This window comes from uncultured Gulosibacter sp. (assembly GCF_963509965.1).
Taxonomy (GTDB): Bacteria; Actinomycetota; Actinomycetes; order Actinomycetales; family Microbacteriaceae; genus Gulosibacter.
On record NZ_CAUPDE010000011.1, the window covers coordinates 1 to 16988 of the forward strand.

The following is a 16988-nucleotide window of genomic DNA, read 5'->3' on the forward strand; positions in this document are numbered from 1 at the left end:
GTCGGCGAAATCCTCAGGGCATTCAAAACACACTAAGAGAGGTCCAAGTCAGGTCAGACATGCATCCACCCTACGCCCCGCGCGCGCCGCCCCGCGTCCTCACCAACTTTGGCCATATGTGTGTCGCTACGCATATATCTGCACACCGGCCCGCATTTGACCAAAGTTGGTGGTGGCGAGATGGATGGTGCCGGGCGGCGCGGGCGCGGGCAAATGGCCAGTGGTGCCGGGCGGCACAGCGCAGATGCGGAATAAGGGCGCGGCGGGTGTGGGGGTGCCGCGCCCCTTCCCAAACCCGCCGCTGCCGCGCTAGTCGGCGAGTTCTTTACCGCGCTGCTCCGGCAGCAAAAACGCTGCGAACGCGGCAATACCGAAAGCGACCGCGAACACGGCAAAGGTCAGCACCACTCCGCCCGATCTCGTCAGGTTGAGTGCCACGATGGGCGCGAGAATTGAGGCGATGCGCCCAAATCCGGCCGCAGCGCCGGTGCCGGTACCGCGAATATTTGTCGGATAGAGCTCGGGCCCAATCGCGTAGAGCGCACCCCAGGCGCCGAGGTTGAAAAACGACAACAGACAGCCCGCGATGATGATCTGTGCGTCGGTATTGGCGAGCCCAAAGAATGCGGCCGAAACCATCGAACCGGCGAGAAATGTCGCGAGTGTCGTGCGGCGTCCCCACACTTCAATCAGCCAGGCCGCCACCGCATAGCCGGGCAGCTGTGCGAGCGTAATGATGAGCGTGAACTCGAATGACTTCGCCAGCTCAAAACCCGCCTCAACGAGCAGATTCGGGATCCACAGGAATGCCCCGTAATAGCTGAAATTGATGCAGAACCAGATCGTCCACAGTCCGACGGTGCGTCGCCGCAGCTGCGGCGACCAAATCGACTCGCCGTGTTTGTGCGTCTGTGCCGCCGCTTCGGCGGCGAGGCGCTGGTCGCGTTCGCGGTCGGCCTGTGCGATGAGTTCTGCCGCCGGAGTGGTTCCGGCGTAGCGTTCGAACTCGCGCACCGCTGCTTCGGCTTCATCAAACCGCCCACGCGATTCGAGGAACCGCACCGATTCTGGCAGCCCCCAGCGCACCACAATCGCGTAGGCAGCAGGGATCATGCCGATGGCAAGTGCCCAGCGCCAGCCGTCCTCGCTGGTGGGCACCACATAGGCACCCACGAGCGCCGCAAGAATCCACCCCAGTGCCCAGAACGCCTCGAGCCACACGACCATCCGGCCGCGAATTCTGGTGGGTGAAAACTCTGAAACCAGTGTCGAAGCGACGGGCAGTTCGGCGCCGAGCCCCAGGCCGATGAAAAAGCGCAGCACCATGAGCGCCGTGATCGTCGGCGCGAGTGCCGAGGCGCCGGTTGCGATACCAAACACGACGAGGGTGAGCGCGAAGGTCTGTCGCCGACCGAACCGGTCGGCGAGCCGGCCGCCGAGCGTGGCACCGATGGCCATGCCGAGAAAACCGATGGATGCGAGCCAGCTCGCCTGGTCGTCGGTGGCGAAGCCCTGTTTGAGCAGCGCCGCGATAACGAACGAGAGCAGCCCCACATCCATGGCGTCGAGCGCCCACCCGACCCCAGAACCAACCAGCAGTTTGCCGTGTTCTCGGTTGAATGTGAGCCGGTCGAGCCGGTCGGTGCGCGATGGCGCGTACTGCGAGTCGCTAGTTGAGGCGGTCGTCATTGCTCCCCTTTGAATCACTTTCACGCTCGGTGCCGGCGTGTTTTGAGGATTAAAGCTACCCCTTACCGGCACGTTCCAAAAATTGATGAAGCTACCTGAGCGGGCTTGACATGAGATTGGAAATGACCAACTTTGTAGATATCGTGCATCCGAGTCGCCTCGACTGCCCGTAATATCAACCTTTGGCCACAACTGCGGCCGATTTCCTGCCCCTCTCACCCGGAGCACCAGATCTATGTCGACAACGATGACCCACACCAAGGGCCTGGCCAACCTGACCGAGCAACACACGCTGCTCACCATGTTGCAAGAACGAGTTGATCGCGGCGGCGATTCAATTCTCGCTGAGCGCCGCGACGGCACCGCGTTTGTTCCGGTGACCGTTGACGAGTTTGTGGCCAGTGTGGATGCGGTTGCGAAGGGGCTCGTGGCGATGGGCATCAAACCTGGCGATGCGGTGGGCATCATGGCTCCCACTCGATATGAGTGGACGGTGATCGACTTCGCCACGCTGAAGATCGCCGGGCTGGTCGTTCCCGTTTACCACACTTCGTCGCGCGACCAGGTGGAGTGGATGGTGAGCGATTCGCAGGTGCGCTTCCTCATTGTTGAGAGCCGCGAGCAGGCGCAGCTCATGGAGCCGCTATTGGAGTCGACCTGCCTCGAGAAGATTCTGGTGATCGATGCCGATTCGGATGCAGACGGTGCACTTGCGCAGTTGAGCGAGGCTGGCCGGGAGGCAAATATTTCGGATGCGCAGCTCGCTGAACGTGCGGCATCGATTCGCTACGACACTGTGGCCACGGTTTGTTACACCTCGGGCACAACGGGCCGCCCCAAGGGCGCCGAGCTGACGCACGGTAACCTGCTCGCCCACTGCTATCACGGTGTCGCCGATCCCGGTTTGCGTCACGTGGTGACTCCGGATGAGAACGGTGTACAGAAGCGCACGCTGCTGTTTCTGCCGCAATCGCACTCATATGGCCGCTTCGCTCAGATGCTCTGCGTGCATTCGGGTTCGGTTATGGGCTATGCCCCGTCAACTTCGCGGCTGGTGGAAGATCTGCAGGAGTTCAAACCGACGTGGTTGATTGCGGTGCCGCGTGTGTTCGAAAAGGTGTACAACGCGGCGGATGCTCGTGCGGGCTCGGGGCTGAAGCTGCGAATTTTCCGTTGGGCCGCGCGGGTTGCGCAGACGTATTCGATGGCGCTTGACACAGCATCCGGCCCGTCGTTGAAGCAGCGCTGGCGGCTGCGGGTGGCGAACCGGCTCGTGTTTAACCAGCTGCGTGCCGCGATGGGTGGCGCGCTGGAGGTCGCGATTTCGGGTGGTGCCGCGCTGGCAACTCGTCACGGTCATTTCTTCCGCGGCATTGGTGTCACGGTGATGGAGGGCTATGGGGCGACCGAGACGACCGCTCCGGCTTCGGTGAACCGTCCCGGAAAAATCAAGATTGGCACGGTTGGTGCCCCCTATCCCGGCACCAGCCTGCGGATTTCGGATGCGGGTGAGGTGCAGGTCAAGGGCACGGGTGTGTTCAAGGGTTACCGCAATAATGCCGAGGCGACCGCGGCCGCGTTCACCGAGGATGGCTGGTATCGCACGGGTGATCTGGGGTCGATTGATGCCGACGGCTACCTGAAAATTTCGGGCCGCAGTAAGGAAATCATCGTCACCGCCGGTGGTAAGAATGTGCAGCCGGCGGTGCTTGAGGGTGCGTTGCGTTCGCATCCGCTGATCGGTGAGGTCATGGTTGTTGGTGAGGGTAAACCGTTTATTGGCGCGCTGGTGGCGCTCGATCAGCAGATGCTTGCCAGCTGGCTGCGCAACCACGGCGAAGACAGTTCGCTGTCGATCGCTGAGGCGAGCCAGAATGCGGCGGTGCGTGCATCTATTGAACGCGCGATTGAGCTGGCGAACGAGAAGGTTTCGCGCGCCGAGTCGATTCGTAAGTTTGTGATTGTTCACCGCGAGTTTGACGAGCAGCGCGGTGAGGTTTCGGCTTCGACGAAGCTGATTCGCCGCGTGGTGCTCGAACATTTTGCCGACGAGATGCGCGAGCTGTACGGCGAGTAGCGGTGGCTTCCGATACGGCGGCTCTGCTTGCATGGGCGGCTCGGGATGCGGCGGCTCGGCTGATGGCGGCCGGGGTTTTGCCGGATGCGCTGGGCCACTTTGTGCCCGCGCGGCGCCGGTTGCTCGTGAATCGTCCGCCTCGAATTGTGCGGGACGGCAGCGCCTGGATCGTTGGCCGGTTGCTCGTATCTGTTGATGGCGAGCTGTTGGCCGCCACGCACACGCTGCGTGCACACGTTCCGAAACCGCATATCAATTACCCGTCCGAGTCGGCTCGTGAACGCGATCAGCTGCGGCACGCGGCGATTCGTGGCGGGTTTCGGGAGGGTGAAACGGTGCACTGGGACGCGGTACCGATTGTTGCCGCCGAGTTGACCGAGATGAGCGCTCCGGTGTTGGTTCGCGACGGGGCGCCGATGGTGATCTGGTCGCCCGCTGCGCCCGCGGCTTCGGCACAGCCGCTGTCGGAGTATCTCGACTCTCGGATTGACCTGCTATTGCACTCGCGCTTCTGATGGCATCCGATGCCCGCACCGATATTCTGCGCAAATGCGATCGGGCCGTCTGCCGGATAATTCTGGCAGACGGCCCGCTTTCAACGACCAAGTATCAGTCTTCGCTCAACCATTTGTCGACGCGGTGCGTCGCGGTCACTCGACGGAAGGTGCCCGAATGCGAGCGCAGCACGACCGAGTCGGTGGTGATGGCGTTGCGTTCGCGGTCAACACCTTTCACGAGCATGCCGTCGGTAACCCCGGTGCACACGAAGAAGGTGTTGTCGGTGGTGACGAGGTCGTCCTGGGTGAGCACGCGGCCAAGGTCGTGCCCGGCATCGATTGCCTTTTGACGCTCTTCGTCGTTGCGTGGGTGCAGGCGTCCCTGCATCACACCGCCGAGTGCCTTGATGGCGCAGGCGGTGATCACGCCCTCGGGCGTACCACCGGTGCCGACACACATATCGATGCGGCCGGTTTCGAGCGCCGCCACGATGCCGCCGGCCACGTCACCGTCGAGCATGAGTTCGGTGCCAGCACCCGCCTCGCGGATGTCAGTGATGAGCTGCTCGTGGCGGGGGCGGTCAAGCACGGCGATCTTCATATCGACGAGCTCTTTGTCGAGCGCTTTGGCCAGTGCGCGAATGTTGTCGCCGATAGGGCGTTCGAGGTCGATGACACCGTGTCCGGCGCTTCCGGTCACGATCTTGTCCATGTAGAAGACGTCTTTGGGGTTATACATCGAGCCGCGGTCGGCGACGGCAATCACCGAGAGCGCGTTCGGGCGGCCAGCGGCGGTGAGGCTGGTGCCATCGATCGGATCGACAGCGATATCGCACAGTGGGCCGGTGCCGTTACCGACGATCTCGCCATTGAACAGCATCGGTGCCTCGTCTTTTTCGCCCTCACCGATCACAACCTCGCCCTGGAAATCGACGGTTGCGAGAAACTTCCGCATGGCGTCTACGGCGGCACCGTCGGCGGCGTTCTTGTTTCCACGACCGATCCACGGCACAGCCCGGATAGCGGCGGCTTCAGTTGCGCGCACCAGCTCCATTGCCAGGTTGCGGTCGGGGTGAGAAATCAGCTCGGCCCCGTGGTCAGTGGTGCCAATTTGTTCGGTCACTTTTTACCCCTTTTTCGTTGTGCAAAACTCGTAGTCCCAGCCTACTGTGCAGGATTCGGTTTTCCGTGAACAGCGGCAGATAGACTGCCGGTGGCGAAGGTCTCGCACCGCCTACACGCATCAGCTATTTGCAAGGAGTCGCAATGCCAATCGCAACCCCCGACCAGTACGCCGAAATGCTCGACCGTGCTAAGGAGCGCGGCTACGCGTTCCCAGCAATCAACGTGTCGAGCTCACAAACCATTAACTCGGTGCTGCAGGGTCTCACCGAGGCTGGCTCTGACGGCATTATCCAGGTAACCACCGGCGGTGCCGACTACTTCGCCGGCCAAACCCGCACCGCTCGTGCATCCGGTGCGCTCGCCATGGCCGCGTTTGCGCACGAGGTGGCCAAGAACTATCCGATCACCGTCGCGCTGCACACCGACCACTGCCCCAAAAACGCGCTTGACGACTTTGTGCTGCCGCTGATCGAGGCCAGTGAAGAGGCGGTGAAGGGCGGCGGTGAGCCGATTTTTCAGTCGCACATGTGGGATGGTTCGGCAGTGCCGCTCGATGAAAACCTCGAGATTGCCAAGCAGCTGCTTCCCCGCTTGAAGAACAACGGTCAGATCCTCGAGGTTGAGATCGGTGTTGTGGGTGGTGAGGAAGACGGGGTTGCCGCCGAGATCAACGACAAGCTCTATACCGATCTCGATGATGCGATCGCCACCGTTGAGGCGCTCGGCCTCGGCGAACAGGGTCGGTACATGGCTGCGCTCACCTTCGGTAATGTGCACGGCGTGTATAAGCCCGGCAATGTGAAGCTGCGCCCCGAACTGCTGGCCGAGATTCAGGCTGGCTTGCAAGAGAAATACGGCACCGGCCCGAAGCCGCTCGATCTCGTGTTCCACGGTGGTTCGGGTTCGAGCGCCGAAGAGATCGCCACTGCGGTTGCGAACGGGGTAGTGAAGATGAACATCGACACCGACACGCAGTACGCCTACTCGCGTTCGGTGGCCGACTCGGTGCTCAAGAACTACGACGGTTTCCTGAAGATCGACGGCGAAGTCGGCAACAAGAAGGTTTACGACCCGCGTTCGTGGGGTAAGAAGGCCGAGTCGGCGATGGCTGCTCGCGTGGTGGAAGCCACCCAGCAGCTTGGTTCGTACGGCAATTCGCTGACTGTCTAATGACGCACCCTGGCAACCACGGTGAGGGGTCTCGGCCGAATGGCTCGGGCCCCTCACCCGTTGACGGTCGACGCGAACAGCTGCTGCGTATCGACCGGATTTACGGCATCACACTGTTCGTTATCGGGATATTTGCGACCGTCAACATGATGCTCGCGAGCACCGAGCGGGTGTTGGTGATGACCATTGCAGATTTTTACGAGCAGTACGGCCTTGGCGGCTATGTGCGCCCCGAAGGCCTGGCCGCAATCGAGTGGGCAGGCATCATCCTGCACCCACTTAACTACGCCATCTGGCTGTATTTCGCGGTGCGACGCTGGCGCGCCAAGAAGTTCTCGGCCTGGTTCGCACTAATGGGGGCGCTAGTGGCCTGGACTATCAGCACGGTGCTGATGGCATCAGCAATCTTCTCGCATCCCGGGCTCATTGACGCCATGCTGCAGCAGGGTTTCCCACCGGCTGCAACCCCCGCACCATAGCAGTGCCGACTCGGGCGCGCGCAAACCGCAAGCTAATTCTTGTCGCGCACGCCCTGGCCGTGTCCGCCACGCTGCTGATCGCCACCCAGTTGGACGCGCAGTTCTTTCGGCAGCGAGAACATCAGGTCTTCGGTAGCGGTTTCAACCTCGGCAACATCGCGGTAGCCGGCCGTGCCGAGCGCTGCCACAACTTCTTGCACCAGCACCTCGGGTACTGATGCTCCCGAAGTCACCCCGACCGTGGCCACATCATCCAGCCACTCTTGTTTGATTTCGTTCGCGTAGTCGATGCGGTAGGCGGCGCGGGCACCGTGCTGCAGTGCAACCTCCACGAGGCGAACCGAGTTGGAGGAGTTTGCCGACCCCACCACAATTACCAGCTCAGATTCGGCGGCCACCTTCTTAATCGCCACCTGGCGGTTCTGCGTGGCGTAACAAATGTCATCGCTGGGCGGATCTTGCAGCGCCGGGAAACGCTCACGCAACACACCAACGATCTCGTAGGTTTCGTCGACCGATAGCGTGGTCTGCGACAACCACACAACGTTATCGGGGTTATCGACGGTGACGGTCTTGGCTTCGGCAACGTTGTTCACCACAGTGACCTTGTCGCCGCCGTGACCGGCCGTTCCCTCAACCTCTTCGTGACCGTCGTGCCCGATCAGCAGAATCTCGCGGTCTTGTTTCGCAAACCGGGTTGCCTCGCGGTGCACCTTGGTCACCAGCGGGCAGGTGGCATCGATAGTGTTGAGTTCGCGTTCAGCCGCAGCCGCCTTCACCATGGGTGAGACACCGTGCGCTGAAAACACGAGGTTGGCACCCTCGGGCACCTCGTCAACCTCATCCACAAAAATTGCGCCGCGCTTTTCAAGCTCTGACACAACGTGCCGGTTGTGCACGATCTGTTTGCGCACATACACCGGCGCACCGTACACCTCGAGAGCTTTTTCCACAGCCACTACCGCGCGGTCGACACCGGCACAGTATCCTCGTGGTGCGGCAAGCAATACCCGTTTCGATCCGGCAACCGGCCGGTCTTCGAGCACGACAGCTGGCCGCGGGATTCGCGGCGTGGGCAGGGCAGTAACCGATTCACTCACGCCTCCCAGTGTACGGTGACCCGTCGACTTTCAGGCGGGTGTCCGCCAGCAGCTGACCCGCATCCCCACAATCAGAACGGAGAACCACGGTGACCACGCAACCCACGGCCGACCAGCCAATGCAGGTGCACGAGGTGTCGGCAGGCATCAAAGGCTGGCTCGACAAGCTCGGCACAGTGTGGGTTGAGGGTGAACTCACGAGTTTCCAAGTTCGCGGCGGTCATGCCTACGCCAAGCTTCGCGACCTCAACGAGGATGTGTCACTTTCGCTGGTGGTTTGGCGCTCAACGCTCGCAAAACTCACCGAACAGTTCCAACAGGGCGACCGCGTGATGGTGTTCGGCAAGATTGATTTTTGGGTCAAGGGCGGCACGCTGTCGTTGCAAGTGATGAATATGCGCCACGCCGGTTTGGGTAACCTGCTCGAACAGCTGCGCAAGCTCGCCGAACAACTCGCCGCCGAGGGGCTATTTGCCACCGAGCGTAAACAGCCCCTGCCCTTCCTCCCCCAGTGCATCGGCCTGATCACTGGGAAAGATTCGGACGCCGAAAAAGACGTGCGCCGGAACGCCGAACTGCGCTGGCCCGCCGTGCAATTCCGCACCATCCACACCCGCGTGCAGGGTGAGGGCACGGCCGAGCAGGTGATCACAGCGCTCGAAACGCTCGACGCTGACCCCGAGGTTGACGTGATCATCATTGCTCGTGGTGGCGGCGATTTCATGCACCTGCTGCCATTCAGTGATGAGACGCTAGTGCGGGCTGCGGCTGCGGCAAGCACACCAATTGTCAGCGCGATCGGTCACGAAAACGACCGGCCGTTGCTCGACGAGGTAGCCGATTTGCGCGCATCCACCCCCACCGATGCTGCCAAGCGGGTAGTTCCTGACACTGCCGAGCAGCTCGACCTGGTGACGCAGCTGCGCGCCCGACTGCGTCGCCGAGTTACCGAGCAGGTAGTCAACGAAACCCGGCAGCTCGCCGCGCTGCGCTCGCGGCCAGTGCTGGCCGAACCGTCATGGATTGTCGATCGACACGGTGAAGAACTCATGCGGCTCGCGGCCCGTGGTGAAGAACTCGTGCGCCGCCAGGTCGATTCTGCCGAACGCGATCTTGCCGCGCTCACCCAGAGGCTTTCAGCGCTGTCTCCCGAGGGGACGCTGCGGCGTGGTTACGCCATCGTTGAGCGACAGCGCGGTGATGAGTCAGTAATTGTTACCAATACCGACCAGGTTCGCGCTGGGGATGCGCTGAGCATCCGCGTAACCGATGGACGAATCGAGGCAACCGTAGAATGACCAGTATGACCGACCAATCAGCCGAAGTGCCCGAATCGATCCCCGTAGCTGATATGAGTTTCGAGCAGGCCCGCGACGAGCTCATCGTTGTGGTTCAGAAGCTCGAGCAGGGCTCGCTGCCGCTGGCCACATCGCTGAGCCTGTGGGAGCGCGGTGAGCAGCTCGCGAGCCGATGCGAACACTGGCTCAAGGGCGCCCGCGAGCGGCTCGAACTGGCTCGTAGTGAGGCTGAGCGAGCAAGCGACGAAACCGAGCAGACCAAGTGAGCGACAAGCGTCCGATTCGCGCCGACCTGGGTCGCCCTGAGACTCCGGCAGAAACCGCTGAGCGCAAGGCTGAAGCGTCACGGTTGCACCGTTCTCGGCAGACGGTGCGCAATTTGCTGGCCTCGCTGCTGGTGTGTGGGCTGGCGGTGCTGGTGATGGTGCTGATCGTGCCGCGCAGTGACTCACCGCGCGTGTTTGATGTCGACTACCGCGCAGTGGCGACTGAGGCACAGCCCGGCTTCACACAGCAGCTGGCCACCCCCGAGGTGCCCGATTCCTGGCGTTCCAATGCCGCCGAGATCCGCACCGGTGCCGACAAGGTTACTGAGTGGTACACCGGGTTTGTCATCTACGACGGCGACCAGTCCACCGGGTTTGTGGGTATGAGCCAGGGGCTCAATGCCAACGACACCTGGGCACTGCAGAAGCTCGCGGGCCGCAATCAGACCGGCGAGATCACGATCGGTGGCGTGCAGTGGCGAGAGTTTGATGCCACTCACCTGACTCCTGAAAATGCCGGCAACACCCGCTACTCGCTGATCGGTGAGGTGGATGGCTCGCTGTTCGTGCTGTACGGCTCGCACGAACCCGAGCAGGTGCGGCTGCTGGCCGAGCGGATCGCTGCCGACAGTTAGCCCAACCAGCAGCTTGAGGTGAGACCGCTACCAAACGGTACCCATGAACGGTTGTGGCCCGGAAGGAAGCTTCCGGGCCACAATTCGTTTCCTATTTGCTTAGAGGTTCGGTGAGGTCATCTTGAGCACGTCAAGCTTCTCGTCGAGCACCTCTTCGGTGATCTCGCCGCGCTCAACGTAGCCCAGGTCGATCACGGCCTGGCGCACGGTGAGCTTGTTGGCAACGGCGTACTTCGCGATCTTCGCAGACGCTTCGTAACCGATCACGCGGTTGAGCGGGGTAACGATCGAAGGCGATGACTCGGCCAGTTCGCGGGCGTGTTCAAGGTTCGCCTCGAGACCCTTGATGGTCTTATGAGCGAGCACCTTGGAGGCGTTGCCGAGCAGTCGGATCGATTCGAGCAGTGCGGTGCCCATGAACGGAATCTGCACGTTCAGCTCGAACGAGCCCGAAGCACCGGCAACCGCGATACCGGCGTCGTTACCAATCACGCGCGAGCACACCATCAGCACTGCCTCGGGAACAACCGGGTTGACCTTACCGGGCATGATCGACGAGCCGGGCTGCAGGTCGGGGATGTGCAGCTCGCCAAGACCGGTGTTCGGGCCCGAACCCATCCAGCGCAGGTCGTTATTGATCTTGGTGAGCGAAACCGCGATAGTGCGCAGTGCACCCGATGCCTCAACCAGGCCGTCGCGCGCGCTCTGTGCCTCAAAGTGGTCGGCAGCTTCGTGCAGCGGCAGACCGGTGTTGGCGGCGAGCTCGGCGATCACCTGCTCTGAGAAGCCCTTGGGGGTGTTGATCCCGGTGCCCACTGCGGTACCGCCCAGCGGTACCTCGGCAACACGCTCGATAGTGGCGTTGACGCGGTCGATGCCCAGACGAATCTGGCGGGCGTAACCGGCAAACTCCTGACCGAGCGTGACCGGGGTGGCGTCCATCAAGTGCGTGCGGCCAGCCTTAACGGCGTCCTTCCACAGCTCGGCTTTCTCTTCGAGAGCCTCCGCCAGGTACTCGAGAGCGGGCACAAGGTCTTCGATCAACGCGCCAGTGACCGCAATGTGCACCGAAGTTGGGAACACGTCGTTCGATGACTGCGAGGCGTTGACGTGGTCGTTGGGGTGCACCTGGTCTTCGAAGATGTCGGTGGCGAGCTTCGCGAGCACCTCGTTCGTGTTCATGTTCGACGAGGTACCCGAACCGGTCTGGTAGATGTCGATCGGGAACTGGTCTAGGTGGCGGCCCTCGATGATCTGTTCGGCAGCGGCGATGATTGCCTTCGAGCGGCCCTCGTCGAGGATGCCGAGCTTTGCGTTCACGATCGCGGCGGCGCGCTTGACCTGGGCAAGGGCGATGATCTGGCGGTCTTCCAGCACCTGGCCCGAGATCGGGAAGTTTTCAACCGCACGCTGCGTCTGCGCGGCGTAGAGGGCGTTTTTTGGAACGCGCACCTCGCCCATAGTGTCGTGCTCGATACGGTAGTCAGTGTCGTTGTTCTCGACCACGCTGTCCCCTTTCGGATCTGGGATTCGGTCTTTCAATTCTACGCTGCCCGGCCGATAGATTCCCGAGTGCATCCCTACGGCAGGATGCCCGTGACGCCCCAGACATAACTTGTCCAATAGCCCAATAGAATCGGTGGCCCGAAGGGGATGTGGGCTCGCAGACTGCGCTGTTGAATTGCGGTGACGATCGCGACTACCGCGCCACTACACACCGCCAGTATCGCGGCTATCAGCGCCGATCGCGGATGCACCAGCAGCAACCCGACCGCCAGCGGCAGCACGAGCTTCACGTCACCCATTCCGAGCCCGCCGGTGAGGGCCACCGCCACGAGCACCACCAGCAGTATGAGCGCCGGGAGGGCAGCTTCAACCGGGAACCGCCCCGTGAGCGGCGTCACCACCGCGAGCGCCGCGGCCGCTACCCACCACCCCGGCATGGTGAGTCGATTCGGCAGTCGAAACTCACGCAGATCGTGCTGCACCAGGGCAGGGGTTACGCCGGCCGCCCACAGGGCGATCGCGCAGGCAGCGGCGAGCTGCACTTGGGTTTCGTCCACGGCGGCACCCTAACGGCAACCGGCCGCATCCGTTGCGGTTATCCACAGGGGTGCGGCCGGTGCTGGTGAGCGCTAGTAGATCTCGTAGCCCTCAAGCAGATCGGTTACCAGCCCCGCGATGGCGCTGCGTTCAGACCGAGTGAGCGTGATGTGTCCGAACAGCGGTTGTCCCTTGAGTGTTTCTATGACCGAGGCGATACCGTCGTGGCGTCCCACACGCAGGTTGTCGCGCTGCGCAACATCGTGGGTGAGCACCACGCGCGAATTCTGCCCCACGCGCGACAGCATGGTCAGTAGCACATTGCGCTCGAGCGATTGAGCTTCATCAACGATCACGAAGGCGTCGTGCAGTGAGCGGCCGCGGATGTGGGTGAGCGGCAGGATTTCGAGGATGCCGCGGTCGAGCACCTCGTCGATGACGTTGTCGGAAACGATCGACGAGAGCGCGTCGTAGACGGCCTGCCCCCACGGGTTCATTTTTTCGTCTTGGTCACCTGGCAAGAACCCGAGCTCTTGGCCACCCACTGCGAATAGCGGTCGGAACACCATGATTTTGCGGTGCAGTCCGCGTTCGAGCACAGCCTCGAGCCCGGCCGCGAGCGCGAGTGCTGATTTACCGGTTCCGGCACGTCCACCGAGTGAGACGATTCCCACCGAGGGGTCGAGCAGCAGGTCGATAGCTAGACGCTGCTCGGCTGAGCGGCCGTGCACGCCAAACACGTCGCGGTCGCCACGCACGAGGCGCACGCACCGCTCACCGTCGGCGCCACGCACCACTCGCCCAAGCGCTGAGCCACGTTCGGAAGCGATCACCAGTGAGGTGTTGACCGGCTGGTCGGCTACCTCATCGCAAGCGATTTCTTCGTGTTCATACAGTTCGTTGATTGCTTCGCTACCGAGTTCGATTTGGGTGAGCCCGGTGTATCCGGTGTCGTGGGCGAGTTCGTGGCGGTATTCGTCGGCGGCGATGCCGATGGCCGATGCCTTCACTCGCATCGGGAGGTCTTTTGAGACGACGGTCACTTTGAGGCCGTCGTGTTGCAGGTTGGCAGCGACCGCCAGGATGCGTGAGTCGTTATCGCCCAGTTGCATCCCGCTTGGCAGCACCTGCTGGTTGGAGTGGTTGAGTTCGACCCGCAGCGTACCGCCCTCATCCCCCACCGGCATCGGGAAGTCGAGACGGCCGTGTTCGATGCGGAATCGGTCGAGTAGTCGCAGTGCCTGGCGTGCGAAGTAGCCGATTTCGGGGTCGGAGCGTTTCTTTTCAAGCTCGGTGATCACAACGATCGGGATGACAACCTCGTGCTCAGCGAAGTGGAAGATTGCTCGCGGGTCGCTCAGCAACACCGAAGTGTCGAGCACATAGGTGCGCACCGGGGTTGCTGTATCGGTGGGGGTGGTGGGATGTTCCCCCGGGTTGCTGGATACGGCGGTTTTATTGCCGCGGTCGATGGTGGGGGTCGCGGTGGTCACGGCGTCATCTCCTCGCCGAGCTCGTGCTCGTCGGTGTTGCGAATCGGCCACTGAGTTGCGGTATCGAAACCGGTTGCGATGTCGAAACGAACTTATGTGGCCGTTTCGATCAGGAATGTCCCCTGATGCGGCCAAGGTACCTGCTCTCAGGTGGATGTTTGAGCATCCCGGGTGCTTTTGCGCGCAGTCGTTTCCTGGCGGTTACCCGAAGTTCATTTTCGCTGTTGCTGGTGATGCGGCTGTGACGAATGTGACAAGAATCATCGGCACGCACCTACCGAAAACTCGACACGCCGCCGCGGGCGTGTCGGCAACAATCGCTATTTACCGTAGCGCCGCTGTCGGGTGGCGAAGTCGCGCAGGGCGCGCAAGAAGTCGACCTCGCGCAGATCTGGCCCGAGCGCTTCCACAAAGTAAAACTCCGAATGCGCCGCCTGCCACAGCATGAAGTCGCTGAGCCGCTGTTCACCCGAGGTACGAATCAGCAGGTCTGGGTCGGGCTGTCCCCCGGTGTAGAGATGCTCGCCAATCAGCTCCGGGGTGAGAATATCTGCGAGTTCGGCAACCGACCCACCCGCGTCGGCATGTTCACTGACGATCGAACGCATCGCATCCACAATTTCGCTGCGACCGCCGTACCCAACCGCCAGATTCACGTGCAGGCTCGCCTTCCTGTCAGCGGTCTGTTCCTGCACCCGTTTCAGGGTGGCAGCAAGTTCTGAGTCGAGCCCCTCACAGGAGCCCACATGCTGTACCCGCCAGCGGTCGTTCGCGGCGATGGCGTCAGCGAGCCGGGCGATGATCTGCTGCAGTTCGCCAAGTTCGCGGCTGTCACGGTTGGTGAGGTTGTCGCGCGAAAGCAGGTAGAGGGTGACCGTGCCCAGCCGCGCACGGTCACACCAGCTGAGAAACTCGATCATTTTGGCCGCCCCGGCACGGTGCCCGGCGGCCGCATCCTCATGCCCGGCAAGCCGTGCCCAACGCCGGTTACCGTCAATGATCATGGCCACGTGTTGCGGCCGCGCACTCGTGCGGTCGAGCGCTCGCCACAGACGGCGCGTATACAGGCGGTACAGCATTGCAGAGGCAACCGGCACACGAACTCTCACACCGTTAATCTAGTGCACGGCGTAGGGTGTGTGTATGGCAGCCACGAAGCCGGACACCCCGGTAAATCTTTCCGCCCAGCAGCCCACCGAATCTTCCCCGGCCCCCGCGGCGCTCATTCCCCCGCGGCTGCGCGGCACACTGCACACCTGGACGGCGGTGGTTGCCGCAGTGCTTGGCGGTTTGCTGCTCGTGTTTGCCGATAACGCCCGGCAGGTGTTCGCGCTCACCGTCTACACCGCCTCATCGGTAGTGTTGTTCGGAATGTCGGCGCTGTATCACCGGGTCGCCTGGAAACCACGCACCAAAGCGGTGCTGCGCCGCATCGACCACGCCAATATTTTCTTGCTGATCGCCGGCACCTACACCCCCATTGCGCTTCTAGGCCTACCACCACAGAAGGGCTGGCTGCTGTTCTGGCTGGTGTGGGGCGCCGCGACCGCCGGCATCACCTTCAATGTGTTGTGGATCACCGCACCCCGCTGGCTGTACGTGGCCCTCTATATCGCCACCGGTTGGCTCGCTGTGATGTATCTCGGTGATCTACTTGCAGCATCCATCGCCATGATGGTGCTGGTTGCCGTGGGCGGTGTGGTGTACACCATCGGTGCGGTGTTTTACGCGATTAAGCGTCCCAATCCCTGGCCGCGCTACTTCGGTTTTCACGAAATCTTCCACGCCCATACGGTCGTGGCGTGGGCGTGCCACTGGGTTGCGATCTTGCTGATCGTGCTCAACCCGGTTGCCTAGCGTCACCGGAATCACCGGGCTCTCCGGAGCCTACGCCGTCAATATCGCCGGCAGCGTCGCGTTCAGACGCTTGACGCGCGGCTTCTTCGCGTTCGAGTTCTTCACGCACCTGGTAGCGGGCGTTCACTCGTGACATCTTCGTCATCATCGACATCACCAGCAGTCCGATCGCCACCATGAACACCGCGGTAAAAATAAACCCGATCGGCCCGGGTGTCACGTCGGCAGGGTTAAAAGCGGGATCGGTCGGCGTGGGCAGCGGTTCGTCAATACTCGCCCGCACAACCCACAGCGCCAGTTGATTCATTACCAAGCTCCCTCATCAATGATGCCCGCAAACAGATCCGTTTCGAGTGCGGCCGGATCGCCGCCGGGGGCAGCCACACGCGACATCACCAACTCATAGTCTTCGAACGGGTAGGCAACTGCCTCCAGGTCGCGAGGATAGCCGAAAAAGAACGCGTCGTTCGGCGCGACCTGGCTCGAATGCGAACGCAGTGCCGCATCCCGCCGCTGCAAATAATCAGCAACATTGATGCGCGCACCGATGCGACCCTGCCGCTCCTGCTCGCGTTCGAGCACCCGGGTGACCATGGCCTCCATCCGATCGGCCAGGTGCTCGTGCTCACTGTGCTTCTTCAGCTCGTGCAGCAGCGACTGATAGCGGTTGGAGTTCATGGTGCGGTCGTAGTAAAGCTTCTGGATGCTCCATGCTGGCCCCAGCTCGGGGCGGTACTCCTCATCACCCGAGAGTTCCCAGGCACGCATCGAAACTTCGTGGGTACGGATGTGGTCGGGATGGGGATAGCCACCATTTTCGTCATAGGTGACCATGACATGCGGACGAAACTCGCGAATCAATCGCACCAGTGGACGCACCGAAATCTCAATTGGAATGACGGCAAAACTGTCGGCAGCCACCTTGCCGTCATCGGGCATTCCCGAATCGCGATACCCCAGCCAGCGGTGTTCGATATCGAGGATGCGTTGCGCCTCAGCCATCTCAACGCGACGCAGCCCCGGCAGATCGCGCTGAGCGTGCGCCCGGGCCGGAACTGCGGTGTTGAGGATGTCACCGGCTTCACCACCGGTACAGCTAACAATCATGACCTCGGCCCCGCGATCTTCGTACATTGCGTACGTTCCAGCCCCCTTACTCGATTCATCGTCGGGGTGGGCGTGCACTGCCAGCAGCCGATGGGTCACTTCCCTGCTCCTGTCTCGAATCCAGTCCGTCGAACACTGCAAAGTAGCCGAAC

At 62.0% G+C, this 16988-nt stretch carries 17 protein-coding genes; 8 read left to right on the forward strand and 9 right to left on the reverse strand.

Going from position 1 to position 16988, the window contains the following annotated elements; translation table 11 throughout:
* Positions 1 to 309: 309 nt before the first annotated feature.
* Positions 310 to 1689: an MFS transporter gene (locus RQ865_RS07675; protein WP_311478615.1), complete on the reverse strand. Its 1380-nt coding sequence runs from the start codon at positions 1687 to 1689 to the stop codon at positions 310 to 312.
* A gap of 235 nt (positions 1690 to 1924) precedes the next feature.
* Here RQ865_RS07675 and RQ865_RS07680 point away from each other — a divergent pair, with 235 nt between their 5' ends.
* Positions 1925 to 3766 carry an AMP-dependent synthetase/ligase gene (locus tag RQ865_RS07680; protein ID WP_311478616.1) on the forward strand — a complete coding sequence of 614 codons (1842 nt, stop codon included), beginning with the start codon at positions 1925 to 1927 and terminating at the stop codon, positions 3764 to 3766.
* Between the two features lie 2 nt (positions 3767 to 3768).
* Entirely contained in the window at positions 3769 to 4281 is a 513-nt protein-coding gene (locus RQ865_RS07685; RefSeq protein ID WP_311478617.1) for a hypothetical protein, read from the forward strand.
* 94 nt (positions 4282 to 4375) lie between these two features.
* On the opposite strand, the gene glpX is transcribed toward RQ865_RS07685, so the two are convergent.
* Complete coding sequence (gene glpX / locus RQ865_RS07690; RefSeq protein WP_311478700.1) at positions 4376 to 5317, reverse strand: class II fructose-bisphosphatase; 942 nt, start codon at positions 5315 to 5317, stop codon at positions 4376 to 4378.
* A 197-nt stretch (positions 5318 to 5514) separates the two neighbouring features.
* On the opposite strand from glpX, the gene fbaA reads away from it, so the two are divergent.
* Both fbaA and RQ865_RS07700 read left to right on the forward strand, forming a co-directional pair.
* Positions 5515 to 6558: a class II fructose-bisphosphate aldolase gene (fbaA, locus tag RQ865_RS07695; protein ID WP_311478618.1), complete on the forward strand. Its 1044-nt coding sequence runs from the start codon at positions 5515 to 5517 to the stop codon at positions 6556 to 6558.
* Positions 6558 to 7037 carry a DUF6264 family protein gene (locus RQ865_RS07700; RefSeq protein WP_311478619.1) on the forward strand — a complete coding sequence of 160 codons (480 nt, stop codon included), beginning with the start codon at positions 6558 to 6560 and terminating at the stop codon, positions 7035 to 7037. The genes fbaA and RQ865_RS07700 overlap by 1 nt, the downstream gene beginning before the upstream one ends.
* 32 nt (positions 7038 to 7069) lie before the next feature.
* On the opposite strand, the gene RQ865_RS07705 is transcribed toward RQ865_RS07700, so the two are convergent.
* Positions 7070 to 8137, reverse strand: coding sequence for a 4-hydroxy-3-methylbut-2-enyl diphosphate reductase (locus tag RQ865_RS07705; RefSeq protein ID WP_399521815.1), 1068 nt, complete (start codon positions 8135 to 8137; stop codon positions 7070 to 7072).
* Between the two features lie 89 nt (positions 8138 to 8226).
* Here RQ865_RS07705 and xseA point away from each other — a divergent pair, with 89 nt between their 5' ends.
* From xseA to RQ865_RS07720, 3 genes are read left to right on the forward strand one after another with little or no spacing between them, the layout of a single operon-like run.
* Complete coding sequence (xseA, locus tag RQ865_RS07710) at positions 8227 to 9435, forward strand: exodeoxyribonuclease VII large subunit (RefSeq protein ID WP_311478620.1); 1209 nt, start codon at positions 8227 to 8229, stop codon at positions 9433 to 9435.
* 5 nt (positions 9436 to 9440) lie between these two features.
* Positions 9441 to 9701, forward strand: a complete 261-nt coding sequence (locus RQ865_RS07715) for an exodeoxyribonuclease VII small subunit (protein WP_311478621.1) — start codon at positions 9441 to 9443, stop codon at positions 9699 to 9701.
* Positions 9698 to 10336: a DUF4245 family protein gene (locus tag RQ865_RS07720; protein ID WP_311478622.1), complete on the forward strand. Its 639-nt coding sequence runs from the start codon at positions 9698 to 9700 to the stop codon at positions 10334 to 10336. Before RQ865_RS07715 ends, RQ865_RS07720 begins: the two co-directional genes overlap by 4 nt.
* Before the next feature lie 99 nt (positions 10337 to 10435).
* On the opposite strand, the gene RQ865_RS07725 is transcribed toward RQ865_RS07720, so the two are convergent.
* The 4 genes from RQ865_RS07725 to RQ865_RS07740 form a co-directional block, all read right to left on the reverse strand.
* Positions 10436 to 11842 carry a class II fumarate hydratase gene (locus tag RQ865_RS07725; RefSeq protein ID WP_311478623.1) on the reverse strand — a complete coding sequence of 469 codons (1407 nt, stop codon included), beginning with the start codon at positions 11840 to 11842 and terminating at the stop codon, positions 10436 to 10438.
* A gap of 74 nt (positions 11843 to 11916) precedes the next feature.
* The gene (locus RQ865_RS07730) at positions 11917 to 12399 is read right to left on the reverse strand and encodes an A24 family peptidase (protein WP_311478624.1); all 483 of its coding nucleotides are present in this window, start codon (positions 12397 to 12399) and stop codon (positions 11917 to 11919) included.
* Between the two features lie 72 nt (positions 12400 to 12471).
* A complete protein-coding gene (locus RQ865_RS07735; protein WP_311478625.1) occupies positions 12472 to 13872 on the reverse strand; it encodes a PhoH family protein in 1401 nt (466 codons plus the stop codon).
* Between the two features lie 320 nt (positions 13873 to 14192).
* Complete coding sequence (locus RQ865_RS07740) at positions 14193 to 14951, reverse strand: isoprenyl transferase (RefSeq protein WP_311478704.1); 759 nt, start codon at positions 14949 to 14951, stop codon at positions 14193 to 14195.
* Positions 14952 to 15015: 64 nt separating this feature from the next.
* Between RQ865_RS07740 and RQ865_RS07745 the strand changes: the two genes are divergently transcribed.
* Positions 15016 to 15729 (forward strand): hemolysin III family protein, encoded by a 714-nt coding sequence (locus RQ865_RS07745; protein ID WP_311478626.1) that lies wholly within the window; start codon positions 15016 to 15018, stop codon positions 15727 to 15729.
* On the opposite strand, the gene RQ865_RS07750 is transcribed toward RQ865_RS07745, so the two are convergent.
* Together RQ865_RS07750 and mca are read right to left on the reverse strand one after the other, a co-directional pair.
* Positions 15713 to 16036 (reverse strand): hypothetical protein, encoded by a 324-nt coding sequence (locus RQ865_RS07750; protein ID WP_311478627.1) that lies wholly within the window; start codon positions 16034 to 16036, stop codon positions 15713 to 15715. The two genes, RQ865_RS07745 and RQ865_RS07750, sit on opposite strands and share 17 nt — an antisense overlap.
* Positions 16036 to 16935, reverse strand: a complete 900-nt coding sequence (mca, locus tag RQ865_RS07755; protein WP_311478628.1) for a mycothiol conjugate amidase Mca — start codon at positions 16933 to 16935, stop codon at positions 16036 to 16038. The genes RQ865_RS07750 and mca overlap by 1 nt, the downstream gene beginning before the upstream one ends.
* Positions 16936 to 16988 lie beyond the last annotated feature (53 nt).

What these genes read in the sequence shown, in the direction of transcription:
- RQ865_RS07675 (WP_311478615.1), bottom strand. Translation starts at nt 1,689, where the DNA reads ATGACGACCGCCTCAACTAGCGACTCGCAGTACGCGCCATCGCGCACC.
- RQ865_RS07700 (WP_311478619.1), top strand. Translation starts at nt 6,558, where the DNA reads ATGACGCACCCTGGCAACCACGGTGAGGGGTCTCGGCCGAATGGCTCG.
- RQ865_RS07745 (WP_311478626.1), top strand. Translation starts at nt 15,016, where the DNA reads ATGGCAGCCACGAAGCCGGACACCCCGGTAAATCTTTCCGCCCAGCAG.
- RQ865_RS07680 (WP_311478616.1), top strand. Translation starts at nt 1,925, where the DNA reads ATGTCGACAACGATGACCCACACCAAGGGCCTGGCCAACCTGACCGAG.
- RQ865_RS07750 (WP_311478627.1), bottom strand. Translation starts at nt 16,036, where the DNA reads ATGAATCAACTGGCGCTGTGGGTTGTGCGGGCGAGTATTGACGAACCG.
- RQ865_RS07740 (WP_311478704.1), bottom strand. Translation starts at nt 14,951, where the DNA reads ATGCTGTACCGCCTGTATACGCGCCGTCTGTGGCGAGCGCTCGACCGC.
- RQ865_RS07715 (WP_311478621.1), top strand. Translation starts at nt 9,441, where the DNA reads ATGACCGACCAATCAGCCGAAGTGCCCGAATCGATCCCCGTAGCTGAT.
- glpX (WP_311478700.1), bottom strand. Translation starts at nt 5,317, where the DNA reads ATGGAGCTGGTGCGCGCAACTGAAGCCGCCGCTATCCGGGCTGTGCCG.